Origin of the sequence: Agreia bicolorata, from assembly GCF_000938265.1 — a bacterium.
Taxonomy (GTDB): domain Bacteria; phylum Actinomycetota; class Actinomycetes; order Actinomycetales; family Microbacteriaceae; genus Agreia; species Agreia bicolorata.
In genome coordinates this window covers 1-15,360 of sequence record NZ_JYFC01000004.1, presented here as the reverse complement: position 1 = coordinate 15,360, position 15,360 = coordinate 1, and the positions used below count along the sequence as shown (strand labels likewise).

Genomic DNA, 15,360 nt, shown 5'->3' with positions numbered 1-15,360 from the left:
GTGTTACCTGCGCACAACGCTCAGGGAACGGTTTGTTGAAGGGTGTTAGTTACTTGACTGCTTCTCGCGCAGCGCATCGACCGTGCGAACGGCCTTCGACAGCGGTGCGTTGAAGAGGTATGCGGCACCGAACAGCGAGGCCTTGAAGGCGCCTGCGAGCTTCGCAAGCAGCACCTCCCGGGATTCGAGGTCGGCGAGCTTCGAGACCTCTTCGGCGGTCAGGGGGTTACCGTCGAAGTAACCGCCCTTCACAACGAGAAGAGGGTTTGCCTTGGCAAAGTCGCGCAGGGACTTCGCGACGGCGACAGGGTCACCGTGAACGAATGCGATGGCGGACGGGCCGGCGAGTTCGTCGTCGAACGACGAGATGCCGGCGTTGTTGGCCGCAATCTTGGTCAGCGTGTTCTTTACCACGGCGTAGCTAGCGTGCTCACGAAGGGTGCCGCGCAGCGTCTTAAGCTGGGCGACCGTGAGACCGCGGTACTCGGTCAGCAGAACGGCGGTCGAGCTCTGGAAAAGTTCCGTGAGTTCGGCAACCGAGGCTTCCTTGTTCGCCATGGCGCTCCTTGTGGTTTCAATGCCGGTAGCCCCGGGTTCACCCCACAAAAAAAGCTCCGGCGCAGGAGGCCGGAGCGAATGCACACGAGTGTGCGTTTACTGACGTATCCCTGCGCAGGTCTTCACGGACGTGAACCTTCGATCACAGCGTCTGCTTTCGAACGAGTCGAATGCGGGCACAGCGATAACCGGCGGTCTTTGGCTTCGTTCACCATACGTCATGCGCCGGAGCCATGCAAGTGCGCCGAAGAATCATGCCGTGGTACTACCCGAACACATCCCCGGTCCGATGCCCGAATAGCGCCTCGTTCGTAGCGTTGAAGCATGACAACTTCGACACTCACCCCAGACACTCCAAACGTTCCTGACGCTGACACTGACACGACCGCGAACACCACCAACCAACTGCCGACCTCCGAGCAGCCGACCGTCCAGCTTCCCCCGGCCCAGCCGGTCGCCCCGCAGCCTGTCGCCCAGCAGCCGGCGCCGGCCCAGCCGACCGCACAGCAGCCCGCCACTCCCGCATCCCCTCACTACGACTACCCGCCCGTTCGACCCACGAACGTGCTGGGCATCATCACCCTGGTTCTCGGTGTGCTCGGATTCGCGATCGTGCCCGTGATCACCGGCCACATCGCCTTGGCGCAGATCAAGCGCACCGGCGACGACGGCCGCGGTATCACCATCGCGGGCCTTGTTCTCGGATACGTCGGCCTCGCGGGCTACGTGCTCGCCGCGCTGTTCTTCTTCGGCGCACTGTTCCTCGGATTCATCGGAGCAGTGAGCTCCTACCGGTGATCGGCGGTCGGCCCGCCGGTCGCCGCCTGCGTCGTCGGATAGGCGACGTAGGCGACGCGGCGGCCATCCGGAGACCAGCCGGGCACGTTCGTCGTGCCCTGCCCGCCCAGAAATGAATCGATCACCCTCTCGTCGCCCGACGAGAGGTCGATCAGCCTCAGTTCGACCTCGAGGTTCGGCGGATGGCCCGTCGTTCCTGCGGGATAGCTGAGGTAGAGCACATGCCGGCCATCGGGCGAAGGATGCGGAAACCAGTTCACCCGATCGTCGTGCGTCACGCGCTGCAGTTCTGTGCCGTCGACGCGCATGCGGAACAGCTGCGCGTGACCCGGGTACTCCCTCTCGCGCTCCGAGTTGAACCAGATGGTCTCGCCGTCGGCAGAGAAATCGCATCCGTCGTCGGCGAAGGCATCGTCGGTGAGCTGCGTGTGCGGGCCACCCGACACGGGCAGCGTGTAGACGTTGGTCACCCAATCGCCGGATGCATCGAGGCCGCCCCCGATGGCGGCGAGCGTCTGTCCGTCGGGCGACACACCGTGCAGGTAGTACTTGAAGCGGAGCGCCGGATCGGACGGCTCGGTGATGCGGCTCGCCGCCCCTCCCCGCCACGGGATGCGATACAGCTGACCGTCGCGCGCTGATACCAGTAGGTGGTCACCGGCGGGCGAGATGACGTGGTCGTTGTTCAGCACGAGCGGAGCAGGCACCGCGATAGGTTCGAGCTCCGAAGAACCGTCTGCACGCAGCCGCACCAGAGAACCCTCGACGTTGAGCACGAGCCACTCGCCGTCGGGATGCCAGTTCGGCGCCTCGACGAAGCGTTCCGTCGAGCTGAAGACGACAGTCGCCTCTCCCGCATCGAGGTCGTAGACGCGCACCTCAGCGCGCTGGTTCGCCTGCAGGGTCAGAAAGGCCATGCCACCATTGTGGCTTCCGACCGCTCAGTTCGAGCCGCGGCCGAGAACCGCTTCGCCGAGCGGCGAGTGTCCACGCAACGGCAGAACGATCCGAAACTCCGTGTTTCCCGGCCGCGACGCGACCTCAACGCTGCCGCCATGCGCGTCGACCACAGCACGCACGATCGCGAGGCCGAGGCCCGTCGACGTCGAGCCGGCCTGGCGGAACCGCGAGGTGTCCCCGCGCACGAACCGCTCGAACAGCGTGTCTACGAGCAGGGGATCGATGCCGGGGCCGTCATCAGAAACGGTGATGATCGCGCTCGAGGATCCGGATGCATCGACCTTCGACGCGAGCGACACTGTCACCTCGGTACCGGCGGGCGTGTGCACCCGTGCGTTCGCCAGCAGGTTCGACACGACCTGGTAGAGCCTCGGGCCGTCGCCGGACACCTCGATCGGTTCCTCGGGCAGGTCGAGCACCCACTCGTGCTCGCCCGCGGCGACGTGAGCATCGCTGACCGCATCGACCAGCAAGCGTGTGAGGTCGACCGGGGCATTCTCAATCGCCGGGCCCTCGTCGAGCCGAGCAAGCAGGAGCAGATCCTCGACGAGGCTCGTCATACGCGTGGCCTCGGACTCGATGCGCCCGAGAGAATGGCTGACATCGACGGGCAGCTCGAAGTCGCCGCGTCTGGTCAGTTCCGCATAGCCGCGGATCGAGGCGAGAGGTGTTCGAAGCTCGTGGCTGGCATCGGCCACGAACTGGCGCATCTTATTCTCGCTCGCCTGTCTCGAAGCGAGAGCGGAGGCCAGATGGCCGAGCATCTTGTTGAGCGAAGCGCCCACCCTGCCGACCTCGGTGCGCAGGTCGGCGTCGGCATCCGGAACCCGCTCGGCGAGCACGACGTCGCCGCGATCAAGCCGAAGTCGGGTGACGCGGGTCGCCATCGCCTCCACACGATCGAGCGGCCGCAGGGCGAGACGGATGAGCACAGTTCCGAGCAGGGCGGCCACGATGAGGCCGCCGACGGTAACGGCAACAGTCACGATCACCAGCTGCGTGACCGTCGCCGTGACATCAGACAGGGGAAGCCCCACGATGATGCCGTCACCGCTGGGAGACCGGTCGAACGCCACCCGGTAGTCGCCGAGCGAGCCTCCCAGACTCACCGTCTGTGGAGCTTTGGTGACGATCAGTGCCGACAGTATGTCGAGCTGCTCGGTCGAGAGCTGCTGCACCACTCCAGCGGAATCGACGATCGCAGCCCGGTCTACGACACCAGAGCGTGTGAAGCCGCCGAGGGTGCCGGCGGCCTGTCCCGGCCCACCCACGAAAGCAGGATCGCCCGACGAACCCGTGCCCGTCAGGCCTGATTCTGGCCGATGCCTGTCGATCGACGTCAGTGACCTGTTCGTGGCCGTCTGCAGCTGAGAGTCGAGACGATCCAGCAGAAATCCATTCAGCGCGACGGATGAGACCACGCCGATGGTCAGTCCGACGAGGGTGATAAGGGCGAGGACACTCAGGATGAGCCGGTTGCGCAGAGTCATGGATCGCACGGGTGCAGGCCTGCCCGCTCTCAGGCCGGCTTGAGAATGTAGCCGGCGCCGCGCACGGTGTGGATCATCTGCGTGCGGCCGGCATCCACTTTCTTGCGCAGGTATGAGATGTAGATCTCGACCACACTGGAGCGCCCTCCGAAGTCGTAGCTCCAGACCCGGTCGAGGATCTGCGCCTTCGACAGCACGCGGCGGGGATTGCGCATCAGAAATCTCAGCAACTCGAATTCGGTGGCCGTGAGCTCGATCGGTGCACCCCCGCGGTGCACCTCATGACTGTCCTCATTGAGCACGAGGTCACCGATCACGACCTCGGGGTCGAATGCGTCGGTGAGCGTGAGCGTCGAACGCCGGATGAGTCCGCGTAGGCGAGCCACCAGTTCTTCGAGGCTGAATGGCTTGGTCACGTAGTCGTCGCCGCCCGCCGTCAACCCGGCGATGCGATCGTCGAGCGCATCCTTTGCCGTGAGAAACAGCACCGGCGTCTCCTGTCCGCCCGCACGCAGGCGCTGCAGCACGGCGAGTCCATCGATGTCAGGAAGCATGATGTCGAGGACGATCACGTCGGGTGTGAATTCGCGAGCAATCCGCAGGGCCGCCTGACCGTCGCCGGCTGTTCTGATCTCCCAGCCCTCGTAGCGCAGAGCCATCTGCAGCAGCTCGGTAAGCGTGGCCTCGTCGTCGACGACGAGCGCTCGCACCGGCGAGCCGTCGGCCCTAGTGATTCTCGGGCGGGCGGCGGAATCTACTGTCTCTGTCACAAGTCCCCACTATCAACGTGATTCCTATGCAATTCCTATGAGCGAGGCATTGATCACCTGTGGACTCGGTGCCGATGAGCTCTTAGGGCATTCATAGCCTCGCCATAAGCATCGCCCGGCTGGCATCCATACGGTGTGACCGCAGAACACCCCCGTCCACCCGCCTTCTCAAGGAGCAGCATGTTCATCACCTACCTTCGGCGAGAACTCGTCAACCGGCGAAAGCAGACCATCATCATCGCCGTCGGCATGGCCCTCGCGATCGCTCTCGTCATCATCGTCAACTCCGTGGCGGCGGGAGTCAAGGATGCCCAGACCGCGGTGCTCGGGAGCGTCTACGGGGTCGGAACCGACATCACCATCTCGAAGGCCGCGGCGGCACCCGGGGCGAACGGCACGGCGGGGCCGGGCCAGCGCTTCGACTTCGGACCCGGCGCCGGCTCGACGGCGGCTGGCACCACCGCCGTCGCCAGCTCACGCCTGACGGCCGGCAGGAGCACCGCCACATTCGACGCCGCTTCGCTCGGCACGGTCACTGGCGAGGCTGGCGTCTCGGCAGCGGCCGGTGTGCTCTCTCTCAACAACACGACATTCGACGGCAAACTGCCCGACGTCAACCGCACGGAGCAGGGTTCCGATCGCGCACAGACAGGCGATGGCTCGGCGCCGACGGACGGTCCGGGTGGCACCGGCGGATCCTCGTTCAACATCAACTCGTTCACGGTGCTGGGCCTCGATCCCTCCGAGTCGGCAGTCGGCCCGCTCTCGTCCGTCACACTGACCGACGGCCGCACCCTCGCATCCGACGACACCGGCACGGATGTCGCCGTTCTCGACAGCGCTTATGCGACAACGGCAGGTCTGTCGGTCGGAGGCACGATCGACATCGGCGGCACGTCGTTCCAGATCGTGGGTCTCGTCGAATCGTCGAGCGGAGACGCCACGACGGCGTCGAACGTCTACATCCCGCTCGATGTCGCCCAGAACCTGAGCGGCGAAAGCGGCAAGATCTCCAGCATCTATGTGCAAGCCACATCGTCGGACGACATCGCCACCCTCAAGACCTCGCTCGAGGCAGCATTGCCCGACAACACCGTGAGCACCCAGTCCGACCTTGCTTCGAGCGTGTCGGGGTCGCTCTCGACCGCGTCAACCCTCGTTGGCAACCTCGGCACCTGGCTGTCGATCATTGTGCTGGCCGCGGCTTTCCTGATCGCAATTCTGTTCACCATCTCCGGAGTCACCCGACGCACCCGTGAGTTCGGAACGCTCAAGGCCATCGGCTGGAGCAACCGTCGCATCGTCGGACAGATCGCCGGGGAATCTGTGGTGCAGGGTCTCCTCGGCGGCATCGCGGGCGTTGCGATCGGGCTCGTCGGCGTGCTCGTGGTGAACCTCGTGGCCCCCACGCTGACCGCGAGCGCGTCGGGTCGAGTGGGCGGTGGATTCGCAGGCCGAGGTATCGAGGCGGCCGGTGGACCCGGCGCGGCCGGCGGCCGCTTCGGACAGGCCGCCCACGCCGCGGCGACCTCCGACGTGGTGCTGAACGCACCCGTGACGGTGTCTGTCATTCTCATCGCCGTGGCGCTCGCGCTGGCCGGCGGACTGCTTGCCGGCGCGGTCGGCGGGTGGCGAGCCTCACGTCTTCGGCCCGCCGAGGCGCTTCGTTCCGTCGCCTGATCTGTTCTCGATTCTCATTCCGAAGGAGCTTCACATGTATCAACTCACCCACGTCACGAAGAGCTATTCAGGGTCGAAGAACACGGTCACGGCCCTCAAAGATGTGACCCTGACCATTCCCAAAGGTCAGATGGTCGCAATTCAGGGGCCCACCGGCGGAGGCAAGTCGACGCTGCTGCAGATGCTCGGCGCTCTCGACCGGCCCACCTCCGGCGAGGTCGTTCTCGGCGACTCGACCCTGTCGAAGCTGGGCGACACCAAGCTGGCTCGCATCCGTGCACGAGAGATCGGCTTTGTCTTCCAGGGATTCAATCTGATTCCCACCCTCTCTGCGCTCGAGAATGTCGAGACCGCACTGGCGCCCCTCGGGCTCTCGAACGAGGAGCGCACCTCCCGGGCATCCGCCGCCCTCGAGTCGGTGAGCCTCGGCGAGCGCATGCGTCATCTGCCCGCCGAGCTGTCCGGCGGTCAGCAGCAGCGCGTCGCGATCGCGCGGGCCATCGTAAAGAACCCCGAGGTGCTGCTTGCCGACGAGCCCACGGGAAGCCTCGACGAGGACACCCGCGACGAGATTATGGAGCTGCTCGAGGGAATCTGGCGTGAGAAGCAGCTGACGCTGATCATCGTGACCCACGACTCGGCGGTCGCGAAACGCGCCGAACGCCGGCTGCACATCAAGAACGGAACAGTGAAGGAGCTGTAGTTCAGTCGCGCCAGCTGTGCTTCGGGTCGTAACCGAGCAGGCGACGAGCCTTATCGATCGATAGCAGCGTCTTCGTGTTGTCGAGGTCGCCCCGCGTCTCGACACCCGGGAACACCTCGGCGACCAGCTCGGAGTTCGTGCGACTCATCACGGTGTCGGGAGACGCGATGATGAAGCGGTCGAAACCGGTGTGCTGCCACTCGAGCGCCTTCAGAACGGCCTGAGCGCCGTCGCGGGCGTCGATGTATCCCCAGAGATTCCATTTGCGCAGCATCGCATCGGCGTCGAACGACGGGAACTCCGCGTAGTCCGACTCATGCATCACGTTCGAGAAACGCAGGGCCACGATCTTGAGGTCGGGGTTCCACCTCGTGAGCTCGATCGCCATCGTCTCTTCGAGGTGCTTCACGAGCGAGTAGGTGCTCTCAGGCCGCGCAGGGTACTCCTCGTCGACGGGAATGTAGGGCGGCGGCACATCGAACGGCAGCCCGAGAACGGTCTCGCTCGAGGCGTAGACGATGTTCGTGATTCCGGCCCGCTCGGCCGCCTTGAACACGTGGTAAGTGCCGAGCATGTTGTTCTCGAACGTCACCACATCGCTCCGGATGCCCGGGGCCGGGATCGCGGCCAAGTGCACGATCGCATCGAAACCGTCGGGTCCGTCGTCGACGCTGTGGAAGGCATCCACGACATCGCCGTAGTTCGCCAGGTCGAGTCGCACGAAGCCGGACCCCCGTTCGCCGACGACGTCGAAGTTGGTCACTGTGTGCCCCTGCTCGCGCAGATAAGGCAGCACCACGCTGCCGAGCTTTCCAGAACCGCCGGTCAGTGCAATACGCATTCAAAACTCCCATGTCGTGAGGCGAGCGCTCGGCTTCGATGATCAAAGCCGCCGCGTCATCCCAGTCTGTCACCGGTCGTGAGCGAGAATAGGCACGTGACTCTCCAGCCCATGCTCTCCTTCCCCTGGGAAGAGGAGCAGAAGCCGGCCCGGCCCGCGCACCTTGATCGCCTCGTCGCAGACGGCACGAACCGTGTCGAGTGGCTGCGCGCACGCAGCCGCGGCGTCACCGCAACCGACGTGGCCCGCCTCACCGGCCCACAGAACCTCGAGTCCGTGGCCTACGACAAGATCAACGGCACGGGCTTCGGCGGCAACATCTTCACCGATCACGGCAAAGACCGCGAGCCTCACATCGCACGCTACGTGCGCGCCATGTTCGGTGTTCTGCCGAGTTCGTCACTGTTCCACGCCGAGGGCGAGAAGCGGCACCTCGCAACTCCCGACGGCGTCGCGGTCACCAAGCGCGGCACGGTCGAGCTGGCCGAGATCAAGACCACGAACAAGGCGTGGCGCTCGATCCCGCGCCACTACCTGCGCCAGGTGTGGTGGCAGCAGTACGTGCTCGGCGCCGAGCGCACCATCGTGGTGTGGGAACAGCACGACAACTTCATGCCCGTCGACCCCGAGCCGCAGAGCCGCTGGGTCGACCGCGACGAGAACGAGATCGCGCGTCTCGTGAACCTGGCCGACAAGCTGCTGGCGCTCATCCAACCTGGCCGTTAGCCGGCACCGTTAGGAGCAGAGCGACCGCGAGAATCGCCAACCACAGCAGGGCGACCGTTGTCGCGGCGAATTCGAGCAGGCCGCCCACGTGCTGCATAAATCGGGCAAGAGACAGGATGCCGCCGGCTCCGGCGACCACGGCCACCACAACGGCCGACACCAACGAGAGGCGGGCGAGCCGCGGGTGGTCGTGGGCCGCCGCAACCTGGAGCATCGCAACGCACGCCGCAGCGAATCCAATCACGGCGATGAGGGTGTGGGTGAAGTCCTGCCACGTGAATGAGGCTCCCACGGGCAGAGGACACCCGGTTGTGCATGTCACCTGCGAGGCGAACACGAACGCCACCCCTGCGATCAGCAGAGAGACAGAGGGCGTGGTGAGAGCGAGGATGCGCATCCGCGAGCGCAGATGCGTCGCGTCGGCGGCGACGATGAGAGCGGCGACCGCGACGAGCAGCAGAGCCCAGCGGAACGCCCACGCCGTCGGCTCCCCATCTGCCCCGAGTTCACTCACGTAGACGAAGCGGTTCGCGGCGATGCGTGCACCCCACAACAATGCGAGGCCAGCGAGCACCGCCACGGCCGCCGCCACCAGTAGCGGACGGGCCACCCGGGGCGGTGCTGCGCGAGAGAGGCGGAAAGTCACGATCTACGAATGGTAACGGCGGCGAAGTTTGTTTGCCTCCAAGGAACACCGCCGTAACACCGGTGAATCATTCGACCGATTGACTGGAGCGTGCGGGAAGCCCGAACGACCCACACACTCGACAGGTCGCATATTCCCTGTCGAGAATCCCTCACGGGACGCCCAGAACCCGCCGATGAAAGGCCAGCGATGACGCCGCACGAGACCAATTCGATCACCCCGAGCCTCGTCAGCGCTCCCCCGTCGTCGCCGCCCGCGCTGATGAAGGCGGTCGTGTTCGACGCGCCAGGAGGCCCTGATGTTCTGCACCTGACCGACGTGCCGACGCCGGCTCGGATCGGCTCCGAGGTGCTCGTGAAGGTCTCTGCAGCGGGCATCAACCCGATCGACGCGAAGACCCGATCGGGTGCAGGAGTATCCGTCGGCATCCCGTTCTACCCGACCGTCATCGGTCGTGACTTCTGCGGAATCGTCGTCGAGAGCCCCTACGACGGGCATCCGCTCAAGCCCGGCGACGAGGTCTACGGCATCAGTGCGGCTCCCCGCACATTCGGTTCATACGCGCAGTATGTGGCCGTTCCAAGCCTGCAGGTCGCACGCAAGCCGCGGCGACTCACTCCCATCGAGGCCGCTGCCGTTCCGACCGCAGCGCTCACGGCGTGGGGCCTCGTCGTCGACGTGGCGAAGGCGCACGAGGGGCAGCGCGTGCTCATCCACGCGGGCGCGGGCGGCGTGGGCCATCTCGCCGTGCAGCTGGCTGCCTACTTCGGCGCACGCGTGACCGCGACGACCTCGGGTAACAACGTGAGCTGGCTGCGCGAGCTGGGCGCCGAAGAAGTCATCGACCACACGACGACGCGCTTCGAAGACAGAGTGTCGGATGTCGACGTCGTGATCGATCTGGTCGGCAACGTTCACGACAACACCGGAACACGCTCGCTTGGAGTGCTGCGCCACGGAGGACTCATCATCTCGGTTCCGACCGGCAGCTGGCCCGGGTTCGCGACAGAGGCCGAAGAGGCGGGGGTTCGGTGGAGCGGGTATTCGGTCTCACCGGATGCAGCCTGCCTGGCCGTCATCTCGAGACTCATCGACTCCGGCGATCTGCATGTGCACGTCACCGAGATCTTTCCACTCGAAGAGGCATCCGAGGCGCACGCGCAGCTCGAGCGAGGGCACACACGGGGAAAGATCGTGCTCGAAGTTCCCTAGATCACAGCCCACCCTCCGCCTGGTGTGTCGGACGCGCCGCGTACGCTGGGGCGCGTGACCCGATTTCCGCTCAGGCTGACGACATCCGCCGACGACCGTCTCGCCACGGCTATCGCGGCCATCCGCACCGACCTCGACCTGCCCGCGGCCTTTTCGGCATCCGTCGAGCTCGAAGCACAGCGTGCTGTAGCGGCCAACCCTCTGCCATATCTCGATCTCACCGATGTTCCATTCATCACGATCGATCCCGAGGGCTCGACCGACCTCGACCAGGCCGTGCAGATCGAACGCCTGGGCGAGGGCTATCTCGTGCGCTACGCGATCGCCGACGTGCCCGCGTTCGTCGAGCCGCTCGGCGAGATCGACGCAGAGGCGAGGCGCCGCGGGCAGACGTTCTACGCACCCGACGGCCGCATCCCGCTGCACCCCACGATCATCAGCGAGAGTGCCGCATCACTGCTGCCGAATGAGGTGCGGGGCGCGTTCGTGTGGCAGTTCTCGCTCGATGCCGACGGCGCCGTGCTGTCGACCGAGCTGTCGCGTGCGCGCATCCGGAGCATTCGCCAACTGTCTTATGTCGAGGCGCAGCACGAGATCGATGAGGGCGCGGGCCGGGATGCGGGCGGGCCCGACATCACGCTGATGCTGCTCGCCGAGATCGGCCCCGCCAGGCGTGCGCTCGAGCGGGTGCGCGGAGGTGCGAGCCTCTCCCGGCCCGAGCAGATCGTGTTCTCGCGCGACGGGCACTACACGCTCGAGCGCCGCTCGTCGCTGCCCGTCGAAGAGTGGAACGCGCAGATCTCGTTACTCACCGGCATGGAGGCGGCGCGCATCATGATCGCCGGTCGCGTCGGAATCCTGAGAACGATGCCCGCCCCCGACGCCGACACGGTAGAGCGGTTCAGGCTGCGCACCGAGGCACTCGGTCACCCCTGGCCCGAGTCCATGCCCTACGGGGAATATCTCGCGTCACTCGACTCGAACGATCCTCTCCAGCTAGCGATCACCCATGCCGCCGGCTCGCTGTTCCGCGGAGCCGGCTACACGGCATTCGACGGCGAGGTGCCCGAGCAGGTGATCCAGGCCGCCGTCGCCGCACCCTACGCGCACACGACCGCCCCGCTGCGCCGATTGGTCGATCGCTTCACGCTCGTGGTGTGCGAAGCTCTGTGCGCCGGCGAGACGCCGCCGCGGTGGGCCCGCGACGCCCTGCCCACCCTGCCAAAGATCATGGCGGCATCCGATTCGCGCGCGTCGCAACTCGACAACCGGTCGATCGCGGCGATCGAGGCCGCCCTGCTCTCCGACCGCATCGGCGATGTCTTCGATGCGTCGGTCATCTCGGCCAAGGAGAGTCGCGGTGTGATTCAGGTGATCGACCCCGCAGTCGACGCCCAATGCACGGGCCGTCTGACCCCCGGCGAGCGAGTGCGGGCTCGACTGGTCGAGGCCGACATCGAGACCGGCCGCGTTCTGTTCGAGCTCGTGGCCTAAGCGGGCCGGGCCGGGCGCTCGCTCGCGGCACACAGCACGGTGTCGAGCTTCGCCCCGAACGACAGAGTCATCAGCTCGGTCGCCGCCTCGTCGCCCTCGAAGTTGTCCGGCATACCGATGGCGAGGAGGGTGTTGATCAGCATGCCGTCGGCGAGAAAGCTGCGCACGTCGTCGGCGGGAATTGCGGCCTCGTCGCGCAGCAGCCGGTAGATCTCGAGGAACCCGGCGCGCGCACGTTGCCCGATCACCTCGTCGTGGCCCTGGATGAAGCCCTGCATCAGAGACATCAGGATTCCGCGATCTTCGATCAGATCGACGTAGGCCTGCCCGAGCCGCGCACCGAGTTCGTCTGCGGGAATCTCCCCCGAGTCGCGCAGACGGATGACTTCTCGAAAGGCCACGATGAGCTTGCCGAGGGCGCGTTCCATGACCTCGACGAACAGTTTCTCTTTTGTTCCGAACATGCGCACGACATAGGGCTGACTGATGCCGGCCGCCTGCGCGATCTGTTCGGTCGTTGTGCCCGCGTACCCCGTGCGGCCGAAGACCGCGCTGGCGTGCCCCAGAATCAGCTCCCGCCGCTCGGCGGCGGGCATGCGCTCGCGAATCGGATGCTCGGAAGGGTCGTCGTTGGTCACTCTTGACATGGTATCAGTCGATAACTTAGCCTCTAGTAATTAGTTGATTACTAACCCAGAACCGTGTGGAGAATTCATGTCTGTCGCCCGCCGCATTCCCGTCTGGCTTGCGCTCGTCGCGGCCTCGCTGCCGGTCTTTATGGCAACCCTCGACAACCTGGTCGTCACCAGCGCGCTGCCCGTCATCCACGAAGATCTCGGCGCCGGCGTCACCGAACTTCAGTGGATCACCAACGCCTACACACTGAGCTTCGCGTCACTGATGCTGCTCTTCGTGAGCCTGGGCGATCGCTTCGGCAGACGCCACTTCTTCGTCGGCGGCATCATTGTCTTCACCCTCTCGAGTGCTGCAGCGGCGCTCAGCACAGAACCGTGGATGCTTGTGCTCGCGCGGGCGCTGCAAGGCGCCGGTTCTGCGGCCATCATGCCGCTGTCACTCACGCTGCTCGTCGGCTCCGTCTCCACGCGCATGCGGCCCCTTGCGATCGGCATCTGGGGAGGCATCTCGGGACTCGGCGTCGCCCTCGGTCCGCTCATCGGCGGTGCCGTCGTCGAGGGGTGGAACTGGCAGGCCATCTTCTGGCTCAACGTGCCGCTGGGAATCGTGTCCGTTCCGCTCGCCATCGCCGCGCTGCCGAATTCCTACGGTGCCCGGGTGCGCGCTGACATCGTGGGAGTGATCCTTGCCGGCGTAGGAATTCTCGGCATCGTCTACGGAATCGTGCGCGGAAACGACGCCGGTTGGGCGAGCGGCGAGGTGCTCGTGACGCTCGTCGGCGGCGCTGTGCTGCTGGCCCTGTTCCTCGTGCGGGAGTCCAGAGTGTCTGCTCCCCTGCTCCCACTTCGCCTCTTTCGCGACCGCAGCTTCTCGATCGCCAACGCCGTGGGTCTGATCTTCAGCTTCGGTGCGTTCGGTGCGGTGTTCATCCTCATCCAGTTCCTGCAGATCGTGCAGGGCTACTCACCCCTCGAAGCGGGCGTGCTCACCACACCCTGGACCATGGCACCCATGGTCGTGGCGCCGCTCGCCGGGCTGATCGCACCCCGGGTGGGCACGCGCATCCTGATCGTCGCCGGTCTCGCGTCGCTCGCCATCGGCATCGGGTGGCTGGCCGCCACGATGGCTCCGGATGCGACATACCCGGTCATGCTCCCGGGCTTCATTTTCGCGGGGCTCGGCATGGGCCTCGTCTTCGCGCCGAGCTCTACGGCCGTGCTGGTGAACATGGCGCCGGCCGACCACGCAAAGGCATCGGGGGCAAACTCCACCCTGCGCGAGATCGGCGTCGCGTTGGGAATCGCCGTGCTCACCGCCGTCTTCACGGGCGCGGGCGGCCAGCTCACGCCGACCGGCTACGTGGATGCCGCGGTTCCCGCCGTGTTCGTCGGTGCGGGCGCGCTGGTTCTCGCCACCGTGATTGCACTTTTCCTACCCGCGGGGCGCAGCACGGATCCGAGCGGAGATGCGTCTGTGCCGCGCGACTTGGCGCAAATCGACCTATCTCGCGGAATATGAGTCTGTTCTGTCTCGTTGCTTTTCTGACAGTTCTGTCTCGGGACCTGCCTGACAGTTCTATGGTTTCTTGGACGATCAGTGGATGGCATATGACCCCGCCCGGACTGATCTTCGTTTGATCGTTGCGACCTGGCCTGCGGACGCTCCGCGGGGTGCCGTGACCCGCTTCTGCCGCGAGAACAGGGTGTCTCGGGAGTGGTTCTACGCGACGAGGAAACGGCTTCTCGAGGATCCTCTTCCGCAGGCATTGATGCCGCGATCCAGTAGACCGTCGAGTTCGCCGGGCAAAACATCGGCGCTGATCGAGTCGCTCGCGATCGAAGCGCGCGCCCGGCTGAAGTCAGCCGGTTGGGACTACGGCCCAATCTCGGTCGCGTTCGAGCTCGCGCGCCTCGGAATCGCACCCCCGTCCAGGTCGACACTGGCAAGGATCTTCACCCGAAACGGTCTCGTCACACCGCAACCGAAGAAGCGGCCGAAGTCGTCTTACATCCGGTTCCGATACGCAGCACCGAACGAGTGTTGGCAGATCGATGCGATGGACTGGACCCTCGCGAACGGAACCGTCATTGCTGTGTTTCAACTCAACGACGACCACTCTCGGCTTCAGATCGCGTCTCTCGCCGCCCGGTCAGAGAACGCTGAAGACGCCGTCCGAGTAGTGACCACTGGCATCGCTCGCCACGGTGTTCCGCAACGACTGCTCTCTGACAACGGAACAGCCCTGAACCCGTCCCGGCGTGGCTGGACTGGTGAGCTGACCGCGCTGATGCTCTCTCTCGGCGTCCAACCCATCACCTCCAGCGTTGGACACCCTCAAACGCAAGGGAAAAACGAGCGCGGGCACGCAACGCTGAAACAGTGGCTCCGAGCCCAATCCCGAGCCCTCGATCTCGTCGAGCTACAGGGCCAACTCGACAAATTCGACCAGCACTACAACGAGCACCGCCCGCACCAATCATTGGGCATGATGACCCCGCTCGCGTGCTACACCGCGACACCAAAAAGCCCCACACCGGCGCTACCGACATCACCCCACCCAGCAGCGCCGCAACACTTCGTTCGGACAGCAACCGCCGACGGAACCTTCCGCGTGGCCCGCATCAGAATCATGACGAGCAAAGCGCACGCCGGCCACACCTTCAACATCCTCCTCAGCCCACACACAATCCTGATCTTCGATCACCAGGGCACCCTCTTCGCCACCCACCCGAGACCTATCGACGGCAGCTACATCCCCAACGGCAAACCACGCGGCTTCCTGGCCACCCAAAAACCGTCAGACCCCACTGAGACATAAACCGTCAGGCACGTCCTGAGACATCACA

At 65.3% G+C, this 15,360-nt stretch carries 15 protein-coding genes; 8 read left to right on the top strand and 7 right to left on the bottom strand.

The features are described from left to right. Nucleotides 1–45 precede the first annotated feature (45 nt). On the bottom strand, nucleotides 46–558 hold the full coding sequence (gene rplJ, locus TZ00_RS10305; RefSeq protein WP_044441564.1) for a 50S ribosomal protein L10: 513 nt from the start codon (nucleotides 556–558) through the stop codon (nucleotides 46–48). A 324-nt stretch (nucleotides 559–882) separates the two neighbouring features. Here rplJ and TZ00_RS18880 point away from each other — a divergent pair, with 324 nt between their 5' ends. After that, nucleotides 883–1,356, top strand: coding sequence for a DUF4190 domain-containing protein (locus tag TZ00_RS18880; protein WP_052521480.1), 474 nt, complete (start codon nucleotides 883–885; stop codon nucleotides 1,354–1,356). Here TZ00_RS18880 and TZ00_RS10295 read toward each other — a convergent pair. Genes TZ00_RS10295 through TZ00_RS10285 form a run of 3 tightly spaced genes read right to left on the bottom strand, consistent with a single transcriptional unit; the run spans nucleotide 1,347 to nucleotide 4,576 of the window. Continuing rightward, nucleotides 1,347–2,273, bottom strand: coding sequence for a TolB family protein (locus TZ00_RS10295; RefSeq protein WP_238579654.1), 927 nt, complete (start codon nucleotides 2,271–2,273; stop codon nucleotides 1,347–1,349). The genes TZ00_RS18880 and TZ00_RS10295 overlap by 10 nt on opposite strands. A 24-nt stretch (nucleotides 2,274–2,297) precedes the next feature. After that, nucleotides 2,298–3,806 (bottom strand): sensor histidine kinase, encoded by a 1,509-nt coding sequence (locus TZ00_RS10290; RefSeq protein ID WP_044441563.1) that lies wholly within the window; start codon nucleotides 3,804–3,806, stop codon nucleotides 2,298–2,300. Between the two features lie 29 nt (nucleotides 3,807–3,835). After that, nucleotides 3,836–4,576, bottom strand: a complete 741-nt coding sequence (locus TZ00_RS10285) for a response regulator transcription factor (protein ID WP_044441562.1) — start codon at nucleotides 4,574–4,576, stop codon at nucleotides 3,836–3,838. A gap of 180 nt (nucleotides 4,577–4,756) precedes the next feature. On the opposite strand from TZ00_RS10285, the gene TZ00_RS10280 reads away from it, so the two are divergent. Beyond that, nucleotides 4,757–6,256: an ABC transporter permease gene (locus tag TZ00_RS10280; RefSeq protein ID WP_044441561.1), complete on the top strand. Its 1,500-nt coding sequence runs from the start codon at nucleotides 4,757–4,759 to the stop codon at nucleotides 6,254–6,256. Between the two features lie 34 nt (nucleotides 6,257–6,290). Next, on the top strand, nucleotides 6,291–6,959 hold the full coding sequence (locus TZ00_RS10275) for an ABC transporter ATP-binding protein (protein WP_044441894.1): 669 nt from the start codon (nucleotides 6,291–6,293) through the stop codon (nucleotides 6,957–6,959). 1 nt (nucleotide 6,960) lies between these two features. Here the strand turns inward: TZ00_RS10275 and TZ00_RS10270 are convergent, their stop codons facing one another. Beyond that, complete coding sequence (locus tag TZ00_RS10270; protein ID WP_044441560.1) at nucleotides 6,961–7,800, bottom strand: NAD-dependent epimerase/dehydratase family protein; 840 nt, start codon at nucleotides 7,798–7,800, stop codon at nucleotides 6,961–6,963. 111 nt (nucleotides 7,801–7,911) lie between these two features. On the opposite strand from TZ00_RS10270, the gene TZ00_RS10265 reads away from it, so the two are divergent. Beyond that, nucleotides 7,912–8,526: a YqaJ viral recombinase family protein gene (locus tag TZ00_RS10265; RefSeq protein WP_044441558.1), complete on the top strand. Its 615-nt coding sequence runs from the start codon at nucleotides 7,912–7,914 to the stop codon at nucleotides 8,524–8,526. Here the strand turns inward: TZ00_RS10265 and TZ00_RS10260 are convergent. Continuing rightward, entirely contained in the window at nucleotides 8,507–9,172 is a 666-nt protein-coding gene (locus TZ00_RS10260) for a DUF998 domain-containing protein (protein WP_052521479.1), read from the bottom strand. The two genes, TZ00_RS10265 and TZ00_RS10260, sit on opposite strands and share 20 nt — an antisense overlap. Nucleotides 9,173–9,361: 189 nt before the next feature. Here TZ00_RS10260 and TZ00_RS10255 point away from each other — a divergent pair, with 189 nt between their 5' ends. After that, complete coding sequence (locus TZ00_RS10255; protein ID WP_044441554.1) at nucleotides 9,362–10,384, top strand: NADP-dependent oxidoreductase; 1,023 nt, start codon at nucleotides 9,362–9,364, stop codon at nucleotides 10,382–10,384. A gap of 54 nt (nucleotides 10,385–10,438) precedes the next feature. After that, nucleotides 10,439–11,878, top strand: coding sequence for an RNB domain-containing ribonuclease (locus TZ00_RS10250; RefSeq protein WP_044441892.1), 1,440 nt, complete (start codon nucleotides 10,439–10,441; stop codon nucleotides 11,876–11,878). Here TZ00_RS10250 and TZ00_RS10245 read toward each other — a convergent pair. Continuing rightward, the gene (locus TZ00_RS10245; RefSeq protein ID WP_238579653.1) at nucleotides 11,875–12,516 is read right to left on the bottom strand and encodes a TetR/AcrR family transcriptional regulator; all 642 of its coding nucleotides are present in this window, start codon (nucleotides 12,514–12,516) and stop codon (nucleotides 11,875–11,877) included. The two genes, TZ00_RS10250 and TZ00_RS10245, sit on opposite strands and share 4 nt — an antisense overlap. A 76-nt stretch (nucleotides 12,517–12,592) precedes the next feature. Between TZ00_RS10245 and TZ00_RS10240 the strand changes: the two genes are divergently transcribed. Continuing rightward, complete coding sequence (locus tag TZ00_RS10240) at nucleotides 12,593–14,032, top strand: DHA2 family efflux MFS transporter permease subunit (RefSeq protein WP_044441550.1); 1,440 nt, start codon at nucleotides 12,593–12,595, stop codon at nucleotides 14,030–14,032. 82 nt (nucleotides 14,033–14,114) lie between these two features. After that, nucleotides 14,115–15,332, top strand: coding sequence for an IS481 family transposase (locus TZ00_RS10235; protein WP_044441548.1), 1,218 nt, complete (start codon nucleotides 14,115–14,117; stop codon nucleotides 15,330–15,332). The last annotated feature ends 28 nt before the right edge of the window (nucleotides 15,333–15,360 follow it).

Excerpts from the sequence above, each read along its gene's own strand:
- TZ00_RS10290 (WP_044441563.1), bottom strand. The coding sequence starts at position 3,806 with ATGACTCTGCGCAACCGGCTCATCCTGAGTGTCCTCGCCCTTATCACC.
- TZ00_RS10235 (WP_044441548.1), top strand. The coding sequence starts at position 14,115 with ATGGCATATGACCCCGCCCGGACTGATCTTCGTTTGATCGTTGCGACC.
- rplJ (WP_044441564.1), bottom strand. The coding sequence starts at position 558 with ATGGCGAACAAGGAAGCCTCGGTTGCCGAACTCACGGAACTTTTCCAG.
- TZ00_RS10280 (WP_044441561.1), top strand. The coding sequence starts at position 4,757 with ATGTTCATCACCTACCTTCGGCGAGAACTCGTCAACCGGCGAAAGCAG.
- TZ00_RS10265 (WP_044441558.1), top strand. The coding sequence starts at position 7,912 with ATGCTCTCCTTCCCCTGGGAAGAGGAGCAGAAGCCGGCCCGGCCCGCG.
- TZ00_RS10275 (WP_044441894.1), top strand. The coding sequence starts at position 6,291 with ATGTATCAACTCACCCACGTCACGAAGAGCTATTCAGGGTCGAAGAAC.
- TZ00_RS10240 (WP_044441550.1), top strand. The coding sequence starts at position 12,593 with ATGTCTGTCGCCCGCCGCATTCCCGTCTGGCTTGCGCTCGTCGCGGCC.
- TZ00_RS18880 (WP_052521480.1), top strand. The coding sequence starts at position 883 with ATGACAACTTCGACACTCACCCCAGACACTCCAAACGTTCCTGACGCT.
- TZ00_RS10270 (WP_044441560.1), bottom strand. The coding sequence starts at position 7,800 with ATGCGTATTGCACTGACCGGCGGTTCTGGAAAGCTCGGCAGCGTGGTG.
- TZ00_RS10255 (WP_044441554.1), top strand. The coding sequence starts at position 9,362 with ATGACGCCGCACGAGACCAATTCGATCACCCCGAGCCTCGTCAGCGCT.
- TZ00_RS10295 (WP_238579654.1), bottom strand. The coding sequence starts at position 2,273 with ATGGCCTTTCTGACCCTGCAGGCGAACCAGCGCGCTGAGGTGCGCGTC.